Raw genomic sequence first — 20,991 nt, 5'->3', positions numbered from 1 at the left:
TATGCTCCTTTAATATATTAATAATTTAAAATATGTCCCATTTTTTTCTGTTTTGTTTTAAGGTAAAAAGTATCATAGGCAGATGCCTTCATTTGGATTGGTACTCTTTCTGTAATATTTATACCATACTTGGATAACTGATCCATTTTATCCGGGTTATTTGTCATAAGTCGTATATTTTCCACACCTAAATCTTTTAAAATTTGTGCGGCAGCATAATAATCTCTTAAGTCCTCCTCAAAACCCAGTGCAATATTTGCTTCAACAGTATCCAATCCTTTATCCTGCAGTGCATAGGCCTTTAATTTATTAATTATACCTATACCTCGACCTTCTTGATTCATATATAAAAGGATACCCTGTCCTTCTTCTTCAATTTGAGTCATGGCCCTCGCATATTGCTGTCCACAATCGCATCGAACTGATCCAAAGGTATCTCCTGTCAAACATTCAGAATGTACCCTGCACAAAACTGAGTTTCCCTTTGAGATATCACCTTTTACAAGTGCAATATGATGTTCTCCATTTATTTTGTTTATATATCCATAAGCTGTAAATTCTCCATATTTGGTTGGCAACTTTGTATGTACCACCTGTTCTATGAGTTTTTCTTTTTGTTTTCTATACTCTTGTAGAGACTTAATTGAAATAAATTTCAGTTGATGTTTTCTTGCAAATTCCATTAACTCGGAAGTTCTCATCATAGTACCGTCATCTCTCATTATTTCACAGCAAAGTCCACATTCTTTTAGATTTGCCAATTTCATTAAATCAACAGTAGCTTCCGTGTGTCCATTACGTTCCAAAACTCCATACTCTTTTGCACGCAATGGGAACATGTGACCAGGTCTTCTGAAATCCTCAGGCCTTGCATCTTCTTCTACACATTTTAATGCAGTTATGGAACGTTCTGCAGCTGAAATACCCGTAGTTGTACTTATATGGTCAATAGATACCGTAAAGGCTGTTTCATGGTTGTCTGTATTATCTGAAACCATCTGTGGAAGGTTTAACTTAGAAATCATTTTACTACTCATAGGCATACAAATAAGTCCTTTTGCATGTGTTGCCATAAAATTCACATTTTCCTGAGTGGCAAATTCTGCGGCACAAATTAAATCTCCTTCATTTTCCCTATCTTCATCATCAGTTACTAGAATCATTTTACCCTGTTTAAGATCTTCCAGAGCCTCTTCAATACTATTAAATTTATTACTCATTATTTTCAACTCCTCTTTTAAAAATGCCATTAGAATAAACTATATTTACATTTTATTAATTATGTTACTTTAATCACAACACAAATTTAATTTTTGTTTTAAAAAAATCCATTTTCTTTTAACAATTCTTCTGTTATATTGGAATTTTTTGAGGGCTTTTTCTCTCTTCTTAAAATAAAATTTTCAATATATTTTCCTATTAAATCACATTCTACATTTATTTCATCCCCCACACTTTTATATTGAAGAATAGTTTGTGCTTTAGTATGCGGGATTAATGATACACTAATACAGTCTTCATACACCTCTGCTATAGTAAGGCTTACTCCATCTAAAGATATGGAGCCTTTTGAAACCATATATTTCAATAATTCCAAAGGAGGTTTTATAATAAGCCAGGTGGCTATATCTTCTTTTTTTATATCCTTTACTTTGCAAATTCCATCTATATGGCCTGTTACTATATGTCCTCCCAGTCTTTCACCTATCATAACTGCTCTTTCTAAATTTACACTACTGTTTCTTTTTAAAAGTTTTAAGTTACTTTTTCTTAGTGTTTCAGCCATTACATCTACTGTAAAAGAATTTCCTGTAAAACTTGTTACTGTAAGGCAGGCTCCATTTACAGCTATACTGTCTCCTAATTTGACTTCTTCTAAAACTTTCCTGGAAGAGATAGTTATTTTAGAAGAATTTTCTCCATTTTTTATTCCCATCACTTGTCCAATTTCCTCTACTAAACCTGTAAACAAATATTCCCCTCCCCATCTTTAAATTATTTTTCTACATATCCTTGAACTACCATATCCTCCCCTGATTTTGAATAACTAATATTTTTTAATTTAACTGCATTGTTTAAATCTTCAATACCTTTTCCCTCTACGGAAGTTTTGGCCTCTAATCCACCTATAATTTTAGGTGCTATAAAATAAACAATTTTATCTACAATTCCTGAATTTAAGGCGGAAAAATTCAATGTGCCCCCTCCTTCTATAAGTAAACTATCTATGCCAATATCCCCTAACTTTTCTATTAAAATCTTTAAATTTATATGACCAAATTCATCTTTAGGACAAATAATTACATCTACTCCCATTTTTTCGATTTCATGCTTTTTAAGCATATCATGTTCCTCTGTGCAAGCTATTATGATTTTCCTATATTTAAGCGTATCAAAAATCTTACAGCCCAGAGGTATCCTTAACTTGGAATCCAAAATTACAGCTATAGGGCTTTTACATTTTTTCTCAAGTCTTGTAGTTAAAAGAGGATTATCCGAAAGTATGGTACCTATACCCACCCCAATTGCCATAACTCTATTTCTTATGTGATGAACAAGATTTCTGGATTCTTCACAGGTTATCCACTTTGACTGTCCTGTAACAGTTGCTATTTTACCATCTAAAGTTATTGCAGATTTTAATATGACAAAAGGAAGCTTTTCACTGATATATTTTATAAATATTTCATTTATATTTAAGGCTTCTTTTTCTAAAACGCCTGTAACCACTTCTATTCCCCTATCCCTTAAAAACTTTATCCCCCGGCCTGATACTAGTGGATTGGGATCCTTTAATGCAACCACTACTTTTTTTATCCCTGCTTTTGCTATAGCTTCTGCACAAGGTGGAGTTTTTCCATAATGGGAACAAGGCTCCAAAGTTACATATATCTGCCCGTCTACTGCTTTATCTCCTGCTTCTTTCAATGCATATACCTCTGCATGAGGTCCTCCATAAAATTTGTGATAACCCTTTCCTACTATTTTACCCTCTTTTACTATAACAGCCCCCACCTGTGGATTTGGATTCACAAAACCTTCTCCTTTTAATGCCAAATCTAAAGCAATTTTCATATAATGTTCATCTTTATTGTCATAATTCATAAAATTGAATTCCTCCACTTTATAAAAAATATTATTACTCTTAATATGAATTTTACAAGTCAAGACGTAAAACTCATACTGACTTTATAGATTTTTATGTGCAAGCTAACATTGCCAGTACCCAGCTTCTTCAATATGGAAGATAAACTGCCATGCCCTCTAAATAAGTTCTATACTTATCACTGTCTCTAATATTTCTCCCATGCAAAAAACCCCCTCAAAAACCTTCAGGGGGATAATAAACACAACAAAAGCAATTTAACATATACAATAAAGTATATACAAAAACCTTCCACTTTCTCCATCCAGACTTTTACTGTCGGTACTGGAATCTAACCAGTTCCTGCTGATAATCAGCTCGCGGACTATACCGCCGATCGGGAATTTCACCCTGCCCCGAAAGCATATTATTAACTTTTAACTATAGCTTTAATATATACTTCTTTTTTTTACTTGTCAATAAGAATTTTAAAAAAATTTGTAATCATCACTATAATTTTAGCAATCTTCATTGTAAATATTATTAGATTTGATACTGTACGTTAAAAAGCAGCTAGGATTTCACTATACTTACATATTTTGCACCTGAAATTTCATCTGAATAAGTAGTTATAGTAACTCCATCTGAAATGTTATACTTCCTGCATATTCTGTTTAAAGTCTGTGATATATTATACTGACTTGAATCATAATTTAATATTTTTACACTTACAGACTTTTCCCCTTATGATAATGCCTCTTCTACTGCACTATAAAAATCATTATAATTATCAACAACTTTTATATCATTATCATAAGCATCCTTCTCTATTACATCAAGGTTGTCAAAACTGTATTCGGTGCTGGTACATTCAGGATAATCATCTGTATTCCACCTATGATTTTTGGCAATCTGATCATCGGTTATGTTAAAATAGGAGTAAGAAAGCCTATTCGAACCATCACTAGTAACAGGATCATCCCAGGTAGAATCTAACTGATAATACTCCCCTTGTATTTTTACTATATTCCATGCATGTCCAATCCATTCAGTCCCATTATTTGCATCTCCTATTACCATCTTACACTCTACACCTGCTGCTATAAGCAGTCTATCTATAGCATCTGCATAGCCCTGACACACTCCAACTCCATCTATCAAAACCCCATAGGCTGTATAGGAGTCTTCCGGTATATTACCCACATATGCCCTTTCATCATATTTAGTATTATTCACTACATAGTCATGAAGTACCAGTTCCTTTTCATAATCTTTCATGTCAGAAGTAATTAGAGTACTGACTATTTTATCAACCTTTTCCTGCACGACTTCTTCTTTTTTTATTAAATTTTCCTTTGTATCTGCATATTTAAAATTTATAGTAACTTTTGTGGGACTTGTGTATTCAATGTTGCTTGCTGCACTTAAATATCTTGCCCTTAGATTAGGATAAGCAATTAATATTTTGTTTATAACATCTAAACTATATGTGTCTTTATCATAATTACTTATATTTAAAATTAAAGTATCTTCATAGTTGTCTAATGCACTCTTTATGACATTATAGTATTGTGAATAGCTTTCTATATCAGCTGGACTCTGAGAACTGTTCTTCTCCACTGTAAAATTATATTTTACTCCTTGGTTTAATACCTTACCATCAATAGATTTTAGACTGCTATCTATTACTAGAACATAGTCTTTCCCTTCTACGTACGAATTTGCCGGAGAAACCTGTACTGTATCTTGGGAAGTATTTATAATATTAACTTCTAAAGGTGTACTAGTGTCCTGTTCATATATTTTTATAGAATTTTTTGCAGAGTCTAAATCAATATCTCTATTAAAAGTAATGGTCCAAATTTTATTACTACTTACAGTAGAAATGCTATTATTCCAAATTCTATATTCTCCTGCAGCATAACAACTTTCACTGGAGAATAGTAAAATAACTAACATGCCTGTTATCATAAACTTACATATCTTTTTAAACACTTTATCACCTCCATATATGTTTGGCATCTTAAAAATCTTTTTAACAATCAGTTTAAAGTAACTATATTACGGTTGAGTTACAAATTAATTAACATTTTTGATCATTTTTATTAACATATTTTACTCACATCCTTTAGACATATTTGACTTGTTAACTTTGAGATACCTTATTCAATTATTAGTTATCTGATTAGAGTACATGTTATAATATATTCCTTTTCTCTGCATTAGCTCATTGTGATTTCCAGCCTCCGCTATCGTCCCTCCGTCTATTACCATTATAATGTCTGAATCTCTAATGGTACTTAGTCTATGGGCAATTATAAAACTGGTTCTTCTCCATATAAGTTTACGCATAGCTTCTTGTATTTTAAGTTCTGTTCTCGTATCCACATTGCTTGTAGCTTCATCTAAAATAAGTATGGAAGGCTCTGAAAGTATGGCCCTTGCTATAGCTATGAGCTGCCTCTCTCCCTGGCTTAAATTACTTCCTCCTTCCTGAAGCATAGTATCATATTTATGAGGAAATTTCTCAATAAACTGATCTGCACCTGCTGCCTCTGCTGCCTCCTTAACCTGTAAAAAATCCGCGTCCAATCTACCATATTTAATATTTTCAAGTATTGTGCCTGTAAAAAGATAGGTATCCTGAAGAACTATGCCAAAACACTTTCTGAGACTATCTCTTGTATAATTCCTTATGTCTATTCCATCAATTAAAATTTTTCCACTGGACACATCATAAAACCTGGCAAGCAAGTTTACAATAGTTGTTTTTCCCGCTCCTGTAGGTCCAACAAGGGCAACACTTGTACCCTGATTAATCTTAAAATTTATATTATTTAGTATTGGAACGTCCTTTCTATAACTAAAATTTACATTTTGAAAATCAACCTGACCACTTGTATTTTCAAGAGTTATAGCTTCAGTATTATCCTCCCTCTCCTCTTTTTCATCCAATATATCAAATACTCTCTCGGCACCGGCAACAGCAGACTGAAGTGTATTAAATATGCTGGCTATATCGTTTAATGGTCTTGCAAATTGTCTAGAATAACTTAAAAAACTGGCTACAATTCCTACGGTTATAATATCTTTTACAGCCAAAACCCCCCCTACACCGGCTACAGCAGCAAAACCTATGTTGTTTATTACATTCATAATAGGCATTAAAAATCCGGACCAAATTTGAGCTTTCAATCCCACCTGACTTAAACTGTCATTTATTTTCTTAAATTCTTCTATGGCCTTCTGTTCATGGTTAAAAGCCTTTACCACATGGATGCCGGATATATTCTCCTCTATATGTCCATTGAGCTTTCCAAGTTCTACCTGTTGTTTTTTAAATAATACACTGGTATTCTTTGCTATATTTTTAGTAAGGGAAAATACCATAGGCACTGTAATAAGGCTTACAAAAGTCAAAATAGGACTTAAAATGAGCATCATAATAAAAGATCCTAAAACTGTCACTACTGCTGACATAAGCTGAGTAGTGGATTGCGATATAGTAGAGCTTACATTTTCTATATCATTGGTTAATCTACTCATTATCTCTCCATGAGTATTAGTATCAAAAAAAGAAATTGGCAATTTTTGAAGCTTGTCAAATAAACTTTTTCTAAGATTCATCACTATTTTCTGAGCAGTACCAGCCATAAGCCATCCCTGCAAAAAAGTCAAAATACCATCTAATATATATGTAAATAAAAGTAATATAACCACTACAGATAGTATATCAAAATCCACTTTTCCTTTCAATTCTGACATAGCATCAATAGACTTTCCTATGAGATAAGGTCCAAGAAGCCCTATGATAGAATCTATTATTACAGACGTGAATATTATGACTAAAAGTCTTCTTTCACTTCCGAAATACTTCCAAAGTCTAAATAAGGTTTTCTTAAAGTTTTTTGGTTTTTCCACAGGACCGATACTTCCTCTTCCTCTTCCTCTTCCTCTTACTCCTCTTCTCGATCCTAAAGGCATTTTTATATCACTCTTATTATATTTCTCCTTCCCATCCATATACTAAATTACCTCCTTTCCAACTTGAGACAGAAAAATATCTTTATAAACTTCACAGTTTTTTATAAGTTCATCATGTCTTCCCATACCCACCAATTTTCCTTCATCCAGCACAATTATATTGTCTGCAGATATTACAGATGATATTTTCTGGGCAATTATTATACAAGTTAAATTATTAGAATACTTTTTCAGCTTTTCTCTTATCTTAGCTTCCGTTGCTGCATCTACAGCACTTGTACAATCATCAAGTATGAGTATTTCAGGTTTTTTAATTAATGCACGAGCTATGGAAACCCTCTGTTTTTGGCCTCCTGAAAAATTGACTCCTCCCTGTCCAAGTTTTGTATTGTATTGCTCCGGAAATCCAGAGATAAACTCATCTGCTTCTGCAATTTCAGCTGCCTTTTTTATCTCTTCCAGTGAAGCATTCTCTTTACCCCATCTTATATTTTCCAGAACACTTCCTGTAAACAGCATTGTCTTCTGGGGTACAAGGGCTATTTTTTCTCTTAAAATTCTTTTATTTATATCCTTTACATCTGCTCCATCAACCTTTACTCTTCCAGAAGTTGCATCATAAAATCCTGGAATTAAGTTTACAAGGCTGCTTTTGCCTGAACCTGTGGCTCCAATAATACCTAATGTTTCCCCTGGCATGCAGGTAAAACTAATATTATGGATAACTTCATGGCCGTTTGCATAGGAAAAGCTCACATCTTCAAAATCTATTCTTCCACTTTGTTTCAAATTTGAAATACCTTCATTAAAATTAATACTGCTTTCTTCCTCAATTATTTCAAAAATACGTATTGCAGAAGCTTTAGATCTTACAAACATATTAAAAACTGCAGATATCATCATAATTGAATATAATATTTGAGTCATATAATTTGTAAATGCAATTATTTGTCCCACCTGCATACTGCCACTATTGACATATTTCCCTCCAATCCACAGAACACATACTATTCCTATATTTATAACTAGACTCCTAGTAGGAGAAAATACAGCCATTACACGCATTGCAAGTACAGATAATCTTCCTAATTCCTCATTTGCCTCTTTGAACCTTTCATTTTCATAATCAAACCTGTTGAAGGCTTTCACTACCCTTACACCGGATAAATACTCCCTTATTACAGAATTTACCCTATCTAAAGCCAGTTGGACCTTTATAAAATATGGATATCCTATATTCATATTTAAAAATATAAATACAGCTACAATTGGTATTACAATAAAAAGTATTATTGCAAGATGTAAATCAAGCCTTGATGCCATAATAATACTTCCAATACACACAAGAGGTGATTTTACAAATATTCTCATAAGTCCATTCACAAAATTTTGAACTTGAGTTACATCATTGGTAAGACGTGTTATAAGGGAACTGCTTTCGAATTTATCGATGCTTTCAAAAGAAAAACTTTGAATTTTTTCAAATAAATCTGCTCTCAATTCTGCACTAAATTTTTGAGATACCCTTCCAGACAATATATTACGTCCTGAAGCTCCCAGTGCTCCCACGGCCGTAATCAGAAGCATTATCAAACCTTTTTGAATTACATAGTCCATCTGCTTGTTTGCCACACCTATATCGACTATTTTGGACATTATAGTAGGCTGCATTAAATCACACAATGCCTCAATAGAAAGAAAAAATATAGCAAGACAAAATCCTTTCCAGTACTTATTTATATATTTTTTCATAAATTTCAAATACATGCACTCCTAAAATTTATTCTATCTATTAATGATATTATTTTTAAAAAATAAATTCAAATATAATAATTTAAAATAATGCAAAAGTGAAGATTATATTGTATAATTATCTAAAAACAGATTATTTTATTATGTAAACTTATTCAGTTCTAAAATTTTATTTCTAGAGGTGATAGCTTTGAACAAATTTTTAAATAAAATTTCCTATTATTTTAGAGACAGCTACGGTATGGATAAACTTTCTAAACACCTTTATATCATTGGACTTGTAATTCTCCTGGTGAGACCTGCCTACACATTAGGCCTTGTATTTATAATATACAGCAGCTGGAGGTGTATTTCAAAAAACAAATATAAAAGGTTCAGAGAATTACAGGCTTATGAAAATTTTATTTCGCCTTTAATTTATAAAATGAAAAATTTTATAAATTCAAATAATCCACGTAATCCCTATAAAATATTCAGATGTCCAAATTGTGCTCAAAAATTGAGAGTGCCTAAAAAAAAGGGGAAAATAACTATAACCTGCAATAACTGCGGAACTTCATTTAAAGGTAAATCTTGATAACCTGACATAGGTAAAATAATTGAAGGGTTCATATTAACTTTTCTCATTGGACTAAAATTTAGGTGAGCATTTTCTCAATTAATAATGCTCACCTTACATCTTAATTATATAATTCATTTTAATGTTTATTGGCTAAATGTAACTTTTCAAGTATTTGTTTTCTGATTTCAATGAATTCAGATTCATTTCTATTTCTAGGCCTGTTAATTTTTACTTCTACCACATCCTCTATTTTTCCCGGACGTGGAGTCATAATTACTATTCTATCACTGAGATAAATTGCCTCATCTACATCATGGGTAACAAGTACCATGGTTGTTCCTCTTTTTTGCCAGAGTTCTATTAATTTATCCTGTAAATCCATTCTCGTAAAAGCATCCAATGCACCTAAAGGTTCGTCAAGAAGCAATACTTTGGGATTATTTATAAGTGCACGGGCAAGAGAAGCTCTTTGAGCCATTCCTCCAGAAACCTGGTGAGGATATGATTTTTCAAATCCCTGAAGTCCTGTAAGTTTTATATATTCTTGAACTTCGCTTTTATGTTCTCTATAAATCTTTCTGGCTTTAAGTCCTGCTGCAATATTATCTTCAATGGTTTCCCAGGGAAATAAATTTGCCTGTTGAAATACATATCCTCTTTCAAAATTAGTGCTTTCTATCTTTTTATCATCTAAAAACAATTCTCCAGATTGAGGCTTATCAAGACCTGCTATAAGTCTCATAAGCGTTGTCTTGCCACACCCGGATGATCCTATAAATGAAATAAACTCTCCTGCTCTAATACTTAAATTTACATTACGCAAAGCTTCAACTAAATTGCCATTTACATCTATATAAGTTCTATCTACATTTTTTATTTCGACAGCCGCATTATTTGCAACTGGAGATCTTGTCATTTTAACAGCCCCCTTTGCCATATAAGTACCTTATCTCTAATTTTAAATATAATTGCCAATACAATAGAAAAAACTACTGCCATTATGACTATGGCCGCATAAACTTTTGCATAATTCGACCAGCCTTTAGCCCAGTTTATATACCACCCCAGTCCTGCCTTTGCTCCTACCATTTCAGAAACCACAAGTGTAGTAAATGAAAGTCCTGTAGCTGTATAAATACCTGTAAATATGGATGGCATAGCACCGGGTATAGCTATTTTAAATATTAAGAATTTTTCATCTGCTCCAAGAGTTTTAGCTGCTTCAAAATAGGATTTAGGTATATTTTCTATACCTCCAGAGGCCATAAAAGCTACTGGAAACCACACACAAAGTACAATTAAAGCTGCCTCTGAAACCAAAGTTGACGGAAATATTACCATTACTAAAGGTATCCATGCTACTGCGGGAACTACTCCTATGACTTTAAGTACAGGGAAAAACCAATAATACCACTGTCTGTACCATCCCATTAGAATTCCTGTTACCAATCCTAAAAATGTCCCTACTATAAAACCTATAACTAAAAGTCTCATGGAATAAGCAGTACTCATCAAGAGTGTGCTCCAATCTTCAACAATTACTTGAATTATCTGAGCTGGTCCAGGGAAAAATGGCAGAGGCAGTATATTAGTTTTAGTAGACAATATATCCCATGTTGTAAATCCAATTCCTATAGCAAAATAAAATTGGGCTTTATGATTAAATTTTGCTCTTAGTTTTTCATTTGAAAAGGATAGAATATATATTACTCCCAGATAAACTATAAAAAGTATCAGCATAATTCTATAGGGTAATACATTAACTGCCTGCACTGTAGGCAGTGCAAAATTTTCAATTAAAGCCACAATAAAAGCAATAATTTGTAAAACTGTCCAAACTTTTGATTTGGGTTTCCAGTTTACTGTATCAGGTGCTTTTACTACATTTATTTTATCAGTGCCCTCTGGTAAAATTTTTGATTTGGATACAGCCTTTGAATTCACCAATTCACTTAAAATGCTCACTTTAATTCTCCTTCCTACTATATATGTGAAAATATGCCGATACCTTACTTGCCTGATGCATCATAATATACATCATTGGCAAATTTTTCGGGATCTGTATCCTTTTTTAAGAATCCAGTTTTATTTAACTGTCCTACAAAATATTTAACATCTTCTTTTGCAGCATCCGTAGTATATTGAAAATCATAATTTTTTATAAGTTCAGTAACAAGTTTTACATCCGTGGTTGATACATATTTTTTATCAACTTCAATTTTGGCAGCTTCTTCTGGATTCTTTGCTATCCAGTCATCTGCTGCTTTATATGCTCTTACAAGAGCTGCAATTTTTTCCGGATTCTCTTTGATTTCTTTATTAGATGCATATAAAAAACAACATGATTTTCCTTTAAACAATGGATCCTGTGCAATATCCGTTATAACTTTATAGTTATTATCTCGTTCAGCTAGTGTAGCAAATGGATCCCATGCAGCAAAAGCATCCACATCGCCTTTATCTACAGCCTTTGTCAATTGATCAAGTGGATAAGGTACCCATTTAACATCTTTGGTTGGATCAATTCCTGCATTAGCCAGTACAAGAGTAGTAATAGCCATTGGAGTTCCTCCTATTTCATCCACCCCTATTCTCTTTCCCTTCAAATCATTTGCAGTTTTTATAGGGGAATTAGGAGGTACAACCAATTTAATACAACCTTTATGCAGCCCACCTATAACTTTAATATCAAGGCCTTGTTGAACTGAAGGGAAAAATTGAAAATCACCATTGGTAACAGTAAACTCACCACTTGCAAGTCCGGTTTTTTGTTCTTCAAATGTTCCACTTACAAGAGTTACATCAAATCCTTCTTTGGCAAAAAATCCTTTTTCTTTGGCTATATAAGCTGGAGCACCACAAACTCCTCCTCCAAGAGCCTGAATTTGAAGTTTTCCATATTTATATTTTCCTGTAGATTCAGTAGAAGAGCTATTTTGCCCACATGCAGTAAAAACTGGAATAGAAGCTGCAATTAAAAAAATAGCAGCCAAACTTTTAAATCTTTTCATGATAATCCCCTCATCTTTCTATTTTAATACTTCCTGAGGCCTTTCCGAGAAGGTTTTCTCAAATGCCTGCTCCAAATCCCAAATAAGATCTTCTGCATCTTCAAGTCCTATGGAAAGCCTTATTGTATTGGATTCTATACGTGAGAATTCTTTTTCCTCTGGAGTAAGTTCACCGTGAGTTGTCTTAGGTGAATTTACAATCAAGGATCTGGAATCACCTATATTGGTATGATAACTAGAGTGTGTCTGAAAACAATGCAACAATAAATTACTTAGATAAAATAAAAATAGCAGCAATATAAACAAAAGCAAGGAAAGAATCAGCAAGCTTGTCATAACGAGTTGCAATTCTTCTAAAATGTTTGATTTTGTTAAAGAAACATTCAACTAAATGACGTTCCTTGTACAGCCACCAGTCACAATTCCATGGTTCTCTTACATTTGATTTTGGTGGAATAGTATATGAGGATTTCTTTGAAGTAATATATTCTCTAATTTCATTTGTGCCATATGCCTTATCTGCCAGGATATTGCTGCCTTCTATATCAACGTTGGAAAGAACATCTACGGCCTGTGTACTGTCGTGTAGATTGCCAGATGATAATTGAAAATGGATTGGATTGCCAAGTCCATCAACAACTGCATGAATTTTTGTTGTATGTCCGCCGCGACTCAGTCCAATATGCTGTTTTGTTTCGCTGTTTACAGCCCCTTTTTAGCACCAGCACTGTGCTGGTGGGCTTTTATACATGTTGAATCAATGCTTAAATTTTCATAATCTGCATCTGAGGTTAACTCTTTAAAAATTGTTAATAAAGTACCATCGTTACGCCACTTACAAAAACGACTGTATACAGTTTTCCATGAACCGAAGCGTTCTGGTAAATCACGCCATGCTGCACCACTTCTTGCAATCCATAGTATGGCATTAAATATAAGTCGGTTGTCTTTTGGAGGTCGTCCTGTTTTTGCTATTGGAATTAAGTTTTTTATTTGATCCCATTGTTCATCTGATATTTCATAACGCTTCTGTGACATATTTGCACCCTCCAAGTTTTTTATCTTATTTTACCTAAAACTCGGTTCTTTCGCAATATTTAGTTTTCAGACACACCCTAAATAATTTTATTGAATTTAAAAATTTATTTATTTGATCATCTGTGCCTTTAAGTCCAAAGGAAAATACAGCTCCAGCTCCTTTGGGCAAGTATTTTTTGCTGAGTTCTTTATAGGGATTATTATCTAATGAAGGATATTTTATCCACTGAACATTATTGTTCTCTTGTAAATAGCTAATTATTTTTTTAGTATTTGACAGCTGCTTTTCTATTCTTTCAGATAAAGTTTCCAGGCCTAATAACACCAGATAAGCATCAAAGGGGCTCAGGGATGCACCAAAATAATTCAAATAATTAAGTCTTATTCTCGTGATAAATGGAAAATCTGGAAATACCTCAATGAAATTCCTCGCTCTACCTTCATGATCTCTTAAAGTATAATACGGTTCCAAAAATTGTGGAAATTTACCATTTCCCCAATTAAATTTACCACTTTCCAGTATAATTCCAGCAATTACATTTCCGTGGCCATTAAGTGCTTTTGTAGCTGAATAAATTACAATATCAGCACCATATTTTATTGGATTAAGAAGGTATGGTGTAGCTAATGTATTATCTACAACAAGTGGTATATCATATTTATGGGCTACCTCCGCAATTTTTTCTATATCTGCTACAGCGGCATTTGGATTACTTATGCTTTCTGCAAATATAGCCTTAGTATCCGGCTTTATTTGTTTTGCAAGAGCTTCTGGATTATTGAAATCATCAAACTTATCTATTTCAATGCCAAATTTAGGATATAACTTTTTAAAACCATCCAATGTTCCTCCATAAAGATAAGGAGTTGTAAGTATTCTGCCTCCGTGTTCAGCTACATTAAGAAGTGTATAAGTTATAGCAGCCATCCCGGAACTTAATGCAATGGCACCGGCTGCTCCATCTAAAGCAGCTACTCTTTTTTCTAATACTTCAACTGTAGGATTGCTAAGTCTTGAATAGATAAATCCCAGTTCTGAAAATGAGAACAATCTTCCTGCCCTTTCTGTATTTCCTAAATCAAATGCCGCAGTTTCATAAATTGGAACTGATACAGAAAGATTATGTTCCTCAGAATTATAACCTCCTCTTACCTTTATGGTATCAAATTTTAAATTTTCTTCTGACACTAAAAAAACCCCCTTAAAAATTTATTGAAATTAATTTTACATAAAAAGGCTACATCTTTTTAGGGATGTAGCCTCCGGTTTACCGGTAAACTGTGTAAATACTATTTTTTAAATTATATATGATTATATAGCCAATTATGCAGATCTTTTATTACTTCATCTCTATTTACCTCTCTGAGCATTTCATGCCGTCCATTTTCATATATTTTATAAGTTGCATCTTTAATACCATATTGCTTATATATTTTAAACAGTTCCTTTATACCTTTTCCATTATCTCCAAAGGGATCTTTACTCCCCGATATTGAAAATATAGGTAAGTCCTTAGGTATTTTTTCGATAATAGAAGGCTTGTGTATATCCTTTAAAGAATTAAATAAATCCTCAAAATAGCCAACCTTATATTCTACTGCGGCATAAGGAGAACTTAATGTATCTTCAAGCATTTTAGAATCACTTGTCAGCCAATCATAATCTGTTTTAGACGGTTGAAATTCATCATTAAAATGCTCAAAAAATATATTTGAAGCCTCAATACTCACAGCCTTTCTTCCAATCTTTTTTGCCTCTTTACTTGCTGTTTCAATTAATTCTGCTATTTTTTTTATGTGAATTGGGCCTGTAGTCCCAGAATATATGATTCCATTTACTTCACTGCCGTATTTATAGGCATATATTTGAGCTAAAACTGAACCTAAACTGTGGCCCAAGAGAAAATTTGGCAATGCCGGGTTCTGCCTTTTTATAATATCCGTCAATAATTTTATATCTTCAACCATCCAGTTTATTCCATCTTCTCCCATATATCCTGCATTTTCTGCATAGGATGGTTCATTTATGTCTCCTGCTGTTCTACCATGTCCACGTCCCTCATTAATATATACAATAAAACCAGCTTTAACCATCTCCTGGCTAAATTCTCTATAATAATCAGTAGTTTCTCCCATACCATGGGCCACTTGTATAACGCCATATATATCCTTACCTTTAGTTGGATACCACTTTTCAGTAAAAATATCCACCCCCTGAGCATCCTTATAAAAAAATGTTTCAGATATATATACAGTATTTGATTTCACAGTTGGAGTTACTTCTATATTATTTATACCCATATATATTACACCTCTGTATTTTTAAAATTACCTATTTCAGACTCTATCTAAAGCCTGCTGAAAATCTGCTATTATATCTTCAATATCTTCAATTCCTACAGACACCCTGATTAATTCAGGCGTCACTCCTGCCTCTCTTTGTTGTTCTTCCGATAATGCCAAATGGGTTGTACTTGCAGGATGGATTACATAGGTTCTTACATCACCTAAATTAACAACTATGGAAGCTAATTTTAAATTTTCTCCTAAAGTTTTTGCCGCTTCAATTCCCCCCTTTACCCCAAAAGTTAAAATTCCACTTGCTCCTCCATTTAAATATTTTTTTGCTCTTTCATATTCTGGATCCCATTCCAGATAGGGATATCTGACCCATTGAATTTTAGGATGATTTGAAAGGTATTTAGCTAAATTTAAAGCATTGTATGAATGTCTTTCCATTCTTAAATGTAAAGTTTCCAATCCCAGATTTGTTAAAAATGCATTAAATGGAGCTGGCGCCGCACCAAATTCTTCAACTAAATTGGTTCTTAATTTTCCTGAAAAAGCACGTTTTCCAAATTCATTGACAAATACCACATCATAGGGACCAGTTGGAGTGGTATAATCAGGAAATTTTCCATTTGCCCAATTAAAGTTTCCTCCATCAATAATTATTCCTCCAAGGGATACTGCATGCCCATCTGAGTATTTAGTAGTAGAATGAACCACTATATTTGCTCCATATTCAAATGGATTTATAAGATAAGGTGTTGCTATAGTATTATCAACAATAAATGGTATATCCAATTTTGTTGCCACAGAAGAAAATTTGTCAAAATCTAATACATTAAGTCCTGGATTTCCTATGGTTTCCCCAAATATCAGTTTAGTCTTTTCTGTTGCTGCCGCTAAAATTTCTTCTTCAGAAGCCACAGGATCCATAAAGGATACATTAATCCCTAACTTAGGTATAATTGTATTAAAAAGATTATATGTACCTCCATATAGATTTGAATTTGCAATAATGTGATCTCCTGAATTTGCAATATTTATTATGGAATAAACTACTGCTGATTGTCCCGATGCAGTAGCAATTGCTTCAACACCACCTTGTAATTCTACATATTTTTTTTCAAGTGCTGTCACCGTTGGATTTCCTACTCTTGTATACAGATATCCTCCTTGTTTATTTAATGCTGTTACATCTGCACTCACTGCTGCTACATTTGCCACTTCATCAAAACTGTCATATTTATATGATGTACTTTGAACTATTGAAACTACCCTGGGATCACCTGACTTAGGCGAATATCCTCCTTGTACTGCTTTTGTTCCTATTTTAAATTTTTCACTCATGAAAATCTCCTCTTTTCCTAATTTAGATATACTTTCATAAAGTACTATATAATGAAGAAGAGGCCAAATTCTACATATCATAGAGATTACACTTAAAAAACTCTATAATAGATAAAATTTGACCTCCAGTTTGTCTAGCCAATCAAATAAAAAAACTTCCTATAGAGAAACTATAGAAAGCTATATTAACCGTTTCTCTCATCTTTCAGGTTTAACCTGCTGGAATTAGCACCATTGATATATAAAAAATATTCAGGTTGCCGAGTATCATAGGGCCAGTCCCTCCACTACTCTCGATAAGAAATTTTCATTTAAATTTGTAGTTAATGATATACTTTTTTAGCCATTTTGTCAATAGTAAATTAATCCTTTAAGAATAAAGTTTTATATTACATGTATAAATTTTTATTTCTGAATAATTTTTCTCTTAATATGCAATAATAATTACTGTAAAAATTAAGAAAATTTAGGAGGTATACTATGATACAAATGAACACTAATACTTTAAATCAACAGGGAGTTAATGCACAACAGCTAAAATTTGTTCCAATGTCATCAAGCCATTTAAATTCATGTACTGCTTTTAACTACGGACTTCCCATGCAATCTGGAGTAAACAATTTTTATAATACTCCGCATGCCATGGAAACTCAAATGATAAACTGCGGAGCCAGTCCTCATCAAATGATTACGACACCATGTACTTTATCATACCAGGGTATTCAAATGGGAAGTGGAAATTTTAATAATATGATTTACCATCATCCAGTTATAAGAAGCATTATGGTTCAGCCTACAATAGATATCTCAGAAACATCCAGTGACATTATGATATCAGCATATGTATCAGATGCACCAGTAAATGATTTAAATCTCAATGTTAGCAATGATTCATTAACCATTTCAGGAACCTTGTTAAATGGAGATAATCAATTGGTATTGAATAGAACAGTTCCTCTCTCCACCAGTGTAAGAGCAGAAGCTGTAGAAGCTACTTTACAAAGTGGGGTTCTTGAGATCAGATTGCCAAAATCAGAAAAATTTAGTAGAACAATTCAAACTTGTCACAATACTGGCAATATAATGACAAGTAATTAATTCTATATGTACTTTTAGATATTTAAAAGAGTGCCCTACATAAAGAAAATTTCATTAAAAAAGTAAAATATATTAGAAAAATAAGTACCTAAGATAACGGTACTTATTTTTCACTAAATTCTAAAATCATATCATACCATTTAGCCCCTCCATGTACTGATTTTGATACTCCTTTATTTTTATACCCAAATTTTTTATAATACTCAATGAGATTCTCTTTACAAGTTAATATAATCCCTTTACGTCCTGATAATTTTGACGATTTTATCGTATAATTCATCAACTGCGTGGCAATTCCCTTATGACGATAATCTGGCATCATATCAAGTCCAAAAATGGTCTGATAGTCTCCCTCTGGCACATGTAATGTAGAATCTTCATAGAGTTTATCATAAATAACAGTTCCATTTATCACACATCCATTTATGAATCCAATTATTTTATTGTTGATTTCTGCTACAAAAAAACTTTCTGGAAATGTTTCAATACGCCTTTTTAAGGATAATTTAGTAGCTGCTTCTGCTCGCGGAAAACACTTTGCCTCCACTTTTGCCACTGAATCTAAATCATTTATATTTACTGTCCTAATTGTAATATTCATTTTAAACTTCCTCTCTACATTTATTATAACAAAATAAATCTCTATAATAATTGATTATTTTACTATTTCCAAACTTCCTCTGCAATTTCCTTTACAAGTTTTATTTTATTCCACTGTTCTTCTTCAGTAAGAAGGTTGCCCTCTTCTGTAGATGCAAAACCACACTGTGTACTTAAACAAAGTCTATCTATATTTATGTACTTGCAGGCTTCAAAGATACGAGTTTTTAATTCCTTTTTACTTTCAAGACCTCCATGTTTCGTAGTAACAAGTCCTAATACTACTATTTGATCTTTAATAAACCTTAATGGAGAAAAATCACCTGATCGTTCATTATCATATTCGAGGAAAAAGGCATCTACTTTGGCATTTGAAAAAAGTTCTTTGGAAACAGGTTCATATCCACCAGCTGCAAACCACATAGAATGAAAATTACCTCTACATATGTGAAGTGCAATTGTCATATCCTTAGGATGGCATGAAATTGATTCATTAATCAATCGTACATAATCCTTTGCCAGTTTATCTGGATCTACACCTAATTTCATATACCGCCTTCTATGAACTTCACTGCATAATGTACCCCAGGTAGTATCATCCAGCTGAAGATATCTACATCCAGCATCATAAAAGGCTTTTATGGCATGTTTATACACCTCAATAATATCACTGAGAAATCTTTCATTATCTTTATAAAATCTATTTGAATTATAACTTTCTACAAAATGAAAAAGTGCAGGAGAAGGTATTGAAAATTTAGGAATGCAACCTTCTGTAATGCATTTTAAATATTTAAAGTGCTCAATCATAGGATGATCTTCAAACTTTATATTGTCAATAACGCGAAATGTTTCGGCTTTCATAAGTTTGTTATAATAATTACTGCTCTGATTTATTTTAATCTTTTCAGTTCCTTTAACTCCCAAGAAAAAATCCAAATGCCACCAGGCCCGTCTAAACTCCCCATCAGTAACAGCTCTCAGTCCTATTTCTTTTTGCTTTTTTACAAGCTTTGCAATTTCTATATCTTCCACTGCTTTAAGTTCTTCCTTTGAAATTTCCTTTCTTTCATACTGCCTGCGGGCCAATCTTATTTCTTCTGGACGCAAAAAACTTCCTACAATATCATATCTATATGGGGGAATGTCTCTTTTTCTTCCTATAACTTGATTAATCATAACTTCCTCCTTTTTGCTATAGCAAACAATAATTAAATTCCAAATATTTAGTTGCAATATCATAATTTAAGATTTCTATATACTTGGTTGCAATTTCACTCAGCCTTATATTTTTATGGGCAATCCACCCAATTGTAACTATCTGATCACTTTCAATGGGAATGGATTGAATTTTATCTCCATTAAAGTTAGACACTAACACTCCTGTTCCTACAGTATATCCATTACTGCCTGTCAATAGATTAGATAATGTTGCCCTGTCATTAACTGTAATACTTTTATTTGTACTAGAAAAATTCAAAATTTCCTCTGAAAAATTCAATGAATTTTTTTCTCCCTGATCGAAGGATATAAATGGGAAAGGACTCAAATCCTCCATTGTGACAACTTTTTTATTCAGCAAGGGATGATTCTTACCCACAAAAATATGGGGTGTTACATTAAATAAGGGTGTAAATTTAATATTACTGTCACTAAAAAGTTTATTCATAACCTTTGAATTTAAATCATTTGTATACAATATACCTATGTCGCTTTTCAATGTTTTTACATCTTCAATAATCTCATAAGTTTTAGTTTCTTTTAAGGTAAATTCATATTTTGAATTATAATTATTTTTCATAAGTTTTATAAAGGCATCCACCACAAAAGCATAGTGCTGGGTTGAAATGGAAAAATGCAAGGCTTTAAATCTTTCCCCATGATATCTATTCTCCAATACTTCTGTCTGCTCTATAATTTGACGGGCATATCCTAAAAATTCCGCTCCATCTATAGATATACTAATTCCTCTGTTGGTTCTTTCAAAAATATCAATTCCAAGTTCTATCTCCAACTCCTTTATAGCTTTAGAAAGACTAGGCTGGGATATAAAAAGTCGCTTTGCAGCTTCGTTAAAAGAACCACAATTGGCAATTTCTATTGCATACTTTAGCTGCTGCAGTGTCATAACATTTCTCACCTTCTTTTAATTCATCTTAATGTTAATGTTATAAATATAATACCATCACCCCTGCAACATGTACACTAATTATAAAAGCAATTTC

Annotated in this window: 17 protein-coding genes, 2 pseudogenes and 2 riboswitches; of the genes and pseudogenes, 2 read left to right on the top strand and 17 right to left on the bottom strand. The window is 32.8% G+C overall.

Annotated elements, in window-relative coordinates:
* Positions 1-17: 17 nt before the first annotated feature.
* The 6 genes from AB3K27_RS07765 to AB3K27_RS07740 all read right to left on the bottom strand — a co-directional run bounded on the left by AB3K27_RS07765 (position 18) and on the right by AB3K27_RS07740 (position 8,836).
* Positions 18-1,220 carry a bifunctional 3,4-dihydroxy-2-butanone-4-phosphate synthase/GTP cyclohydrolase II gene (locus AB3K27_RS07765; protein WP_368490649.1) on the bottom strand — a complete coding sequence of 401 codons (1,203 nt, stop codon included), beginning with the start codon at positions 1,218-1,220 and terminating at the stop codon, positions 18-20.
* Positions 1,221-1,318: 98 nt separating this feature from the next.
* Positions 1,319-1,972, bottom strand: a complete 654-nt coding sequence (locus tag AB3K27_RS07760) for a riboflavin synthase (protein ID WP_368490648.1) — start codon at positions 1,970-1,972, stop codon at positions 1,319-1,321.
* Positions 1,973-1,995: 23 nt separating this feature from the next.
* Positions 1,996-3,105, bottom strand: a complete 1,110-nt coding sequence (ribD, locus tag AB3K27_RS07755; protein WP_368490647.1) for a bifunctional diaminohydroxyphosphoribosylaminopyrimidine deaminase/5-amino-6-(5-phosphoribosylamino)uracil reductase RibD — start codon at positions 3,103-3,105, stop codon at positions 1,996-1,998.
* A 290-nt stretch (positions 3,106-3,395) separates the two neighbouring features.
* Positions 3,396-3,513, bottom strand: a riboswitch (FMN riboswitch).
* A 316-nt stretch (positions 3,514-3,829) separates the two neighbouring features.
* The gene (locus AB3K27_RS07750) at positions 3,830-5,080 is read right to left on the bottom strand and encodes a transglutaminase domain-containing protein (protein ID WP_368490646.1); all 1,251 of its coding nucleotides are present in this window, start codon (positions 5,078-5,080) and stop codon (positions 3,830-3,832) included.
* Between the two features lie 171 nt (positions 5,081-5,251).
* Positions 5,252-7,108: an ABC transporter ATP-binding protein gene (locus AB3K27_RS07745; protein WP_368490645.1), complete on the bottom strand. Its 1,857-nt coding sequence runs from the start codon at positions 7,106-7,108 to the stop codon at positions 5,252-5,254.
* Between the two features lie 3 nt (positions 7,109-7,111).
* The gene (locus AB3K27_RS07740) at positions 7,112-8,836 is read right to left on the bottom strand and encodes an ABC transporter ATP-binding protein (protein WP_368490644.1); all 1,725 of its coding nucleotides are present in this window, start codon (positions 8,834-8,836) and stop codon (positions 7,112-7,114) included.
* A gap of 175 nt (positions 8,837-9,011) precedes the next feature.
* Between AB3K27_RS07740 and AB3K27_RS07735 the strand changes: the two genes are divergently transcribed.
* Positions 9,012-9,398 carry a hypothetical protein gene (locus tag AB3K27_RS07735; RefSeq protein WP_368490643.1) on the top strand — a complete coding sequence of 129 codons (387 nt, stop codon included), beginning with the start codon at positions 9,012-9,014 and terminating at the stop codon, positions 9,396-9,398.
* Positions 9,399-9,519: 121 nt separating this feature from the next.
* Here the strand turns inward: AB3K27_RS07735 and AB3K27_RS07730 are convergent, their stop codons facing one another.
* The 8 genes and pseudogenes from AB3K27_RS07730 to AB3K27_RS07695 all read right to left on the bottom strand — a co-directional run bounded on the left by AB3K27_RS07730 (position 9,520) and on the right by AB3K27_RS07695 (position 17,068).
* Positions 9,520-10,320, bottom strand: coding sequence for an ABC transporter ATP-binding protein (locus tag AB3K27_RS07730; RefSeq protein WP_368490642.1), 801 nt, complete (start codon positions 10,318-10,320; stop codon positions 9,520-9,522).
* Positions 10,296-11,348 carry an ABC transporter permease gene (locus AB3K27_RS07725; RefSeq protein ID WP_368490641.1) on the bottom strand — a complete coding sequence of 351 codons (1,053 nt, stop codon included), beginning with the start codon at positions 11,346-11,348 and terminating at the stop codon, positions 10,296-10,298. The genes AB3K27_RS07730 and AB3K27_RS07725 overlap by 25 nt, the downstream gene beginning before the upstream one ends.
* A 44-nt stretch (positions 11,349-11,392) precedes the next feature.
* Positions 11,393-12,394 (bottom strand): ABC transporter substrate-binding protein, encoded by a 1,002-nt coding sequence (locus tag AB3K27_RS07720; RefSeq protein ID WP_368490640.1) that lies wholly within the window; start codon positions 12,392-12,394, stop codon positions 11,393-11,395.
* Between the two features lie 18 nt (positions 12,395-12,412).
* A pseudogene (locus tag AB3K27_RS07715) lies at positions 12,413-12,631 on the bottom strand (PLP-dependent transferase); the annotation flags it as partial.
* Positions 12,632-12,662: 31 nt separating this feature from the next.
* Positions 12,663-13,432, bottom strand: a pseudogene (locus tag AB3K27_RS07710) (IS5 family transposase).
* A gap of 34 nt (positions 13,433-13,466) precedes the next feature.
* A complete protein-coding gene (locus AB3K27_RS07705) occupies positions 13,467-14,621 on the bottom strand; it encodes an O-acetylhomoserine aminocarboxypropyltransferase/cysteine synthase family protein (RefSeq protein WP_368490639.1) in 1,155 nt (384 codons plus the stop codon).
* Positions 14,622-14,734: 113 nt separating this feature from the next.
* A complete protein-coding gene (locus tag AB3K27_RS07700) occupies positions 14,735-15,733 on the bottom strand; it encodes an alpha/beta fold hydrolase (RefSeq protein ID WP_368490638.1) in 999 nt (332 codons plus the stop codon).
* A 36-nt stretch (positions 15,734-15,769) separates the two neighbouring features.
* Positions 15,770-17,068, bottom strand: a complete 1,299-nt coding sequence (locus AB3K27_RS07695) for an O-acetylhomoserine aminocarboxypropyltransferase/cysteine synthase family protein (protein ID WP_368490637.1) — start codon at positions 17,066-17,068, stop codon at positions 15,770-15,772.
* Positions 17,069-17,263: 195 nt separating this feature from the next.
* A riboswitch (SAM riboswitch) is annotated at positions 17,264-17,371 on the bottom strand.
* 177 nt (positions 17,372-17,548) lie between these two features.
* Here AB3K27_RS07695 and AB3K27_RS07690 point away from each other — a divergent pair.
* Positions 17,549-18,166 (top strand): Hsp20/alpha crystallin family protein, encoded by a 618-nt coding sequence (locus AB3K27_RS07690; RefSeq protein ID WP_368490636.1) that lies wholly within the window; start codon positions 17,549-17,551, stop codon positions 18,164-18,166.
* 103 nt (positions 18,167-18,269) lie between these two features.
* Here AB3K27_RS07690 and AB3K27_RS07685 read toward each other — a convergent pair whose 3' ends face one another.
* The 3 genes from AB3K27_RS07685 to AB3K27_RS07675 all read right to left on the bottom strand — a co-directional run bounded on the left by AB3K27_RS07685 (position 18,270) and on the right by AB3K27_RS07675 (position 20,894).
* Positions 18,270-18,767: a GNAT family N-acetyltransferase gene (locus AB3K27_RS07685; RefSeq protein WP_368490635.1), complete on the bottom strand. Its 498-nt coding sequence runs from the start codon at positions 18,765-18,767 to the stop codon at positions 18,270-18,272.
* A gap of 62 nt (positions 18,768-18,829) precedes the next feature.
* The gene (locus tag AB3K27_RS07680) at positions 18,830-19,945 is read right to left on the bottom strand and encodes a 5-methyltetrahydropteroyltriglutamate--homocysteine S-methyltransferase (protein ID WP_368490634.1); all 1,116 of its coding nucleotides are present in this window, start codon (positions 19,943-19,945) and stop codon (positions 18,830-18,832) included.
* A 16-nt stretch (positions 19,946-19,961) separates the two neighbouring features.
* A complete protein-coding gene (locus tag AB3K27_RS07675) occupies positions 19,962-20,894 on the bottom strand; it encodes a LysR family transcriptional regulator (RefSeq protein WP_368490633.1) in 933 nt (310 codons plus the stop codon).
* Positions 20,895-20,991 lie beyond the last annotated feature (97 nt).

Origin of the sequence: Clostridium sp. BJN0013 (assembly GCF_040939125.1) — a bacterium.
In the GTDB taxonomy this organism is placed as follows: domain Bacteria; phylum Bacillota; class Clostridia; order Clostridiales; family Clostridiaceae; genus Clostridium_B.
This window is presented reverse-complemented; position numbering and strand designations above follow the sequence as displayed.

What these genes read in the sequence shown, in the direction of transcription:
- AB3K27_RS07765 (WP_368490649.1), bottom strand. Translation starts at nt 1,220, where the DNA reads ATGAGTAATAAATTTAATAGTATTGAAGAGGCTCTGGAAGATCTTAAA.
- ribD (WP_368490647.1), bottom strand. Translation starts at nt 3,105, where the DNA reads ATGAATTATGACAATAAAGATGAACATTATATGAAAATTGCTTTAGAT.
- AB3K27_RS07745 (WP_368490645.1), bottom strand. Translation starts at nt 7,108, where the DNA reads ATGGATGGGAAGGAGAAATATAATAAGAGTGATATAAAAATGCCTTTA.
- AB3K27_RS07740 (WP_368490644.1), bottom strand. Translation starts at nt 8,836, where the DNA reads ATGTATTTGAAATTTATGAAAAAATATATAAATAAGTACTGGAAAGGA.
- AB3K27_RS07730 (WP_368490642.1), bottom strand. Translation starts at nt 10,320, where the DNA reads ATGGCAAAGGGGGCTGTTAAAATGACAAGATCTCCAGTTGCAAATAAT.
- AB3K27_RS07720 (WP_368490640.1), bottom strand. Translation starts at nt 12,394, where the DNA reads ATGAAAAGATTTAAAAGTTTGGCTGCTATTTTTTTAATTGCAGCTTCT.
- AB3K27_RS07700 (WP_368490638.1), bottom strand. Translation starts at nt 15,733, where the DNA reads ATGGGTATAAATAATATAGAAGTAACTCCAACTGTGAAATCAAATACT.
- AB3K27_RS07695 (WP_368490637.1), bottom strand. Translation starts at nt 17,068, where the DNA reads ATGAGTGAAAAATTTAAAATAGGAACAAAAGCAGTACAAGGAGGATAT.
- AB3K27_RS07690 (WP_368490636.1), top strand. Translation starts at nt 17,549, where the DNA reads ATGATACAAATGAACACTAATACTTTAAATCAACAGGGAGTTAATGCA.
- AB3K27_RS07685 (WP_368490635.1), bottom strand. Translation starts at nt 18,767, where the DNA reads ATGAATATTACAATTAGGACAGTAAATATAAATGATTTAGATTCAGTG.
- AB3K27_RS07680 (WP_368490634.1), bottom strand. Translation starts at nt 19,945, where the DNA reads ATGATTAATCAAGTTATAGGAAGAAAAAGAGACATTCCCCCATATAGA.
- AB3K27_RS07675 (WP_368490633.1), bottom strand. Translation starts at nt 20,894, where the DNA reads ATGACACTGCAGCAGCTAAAGTATGCAATAGAAATTGCCAATTGTGGT.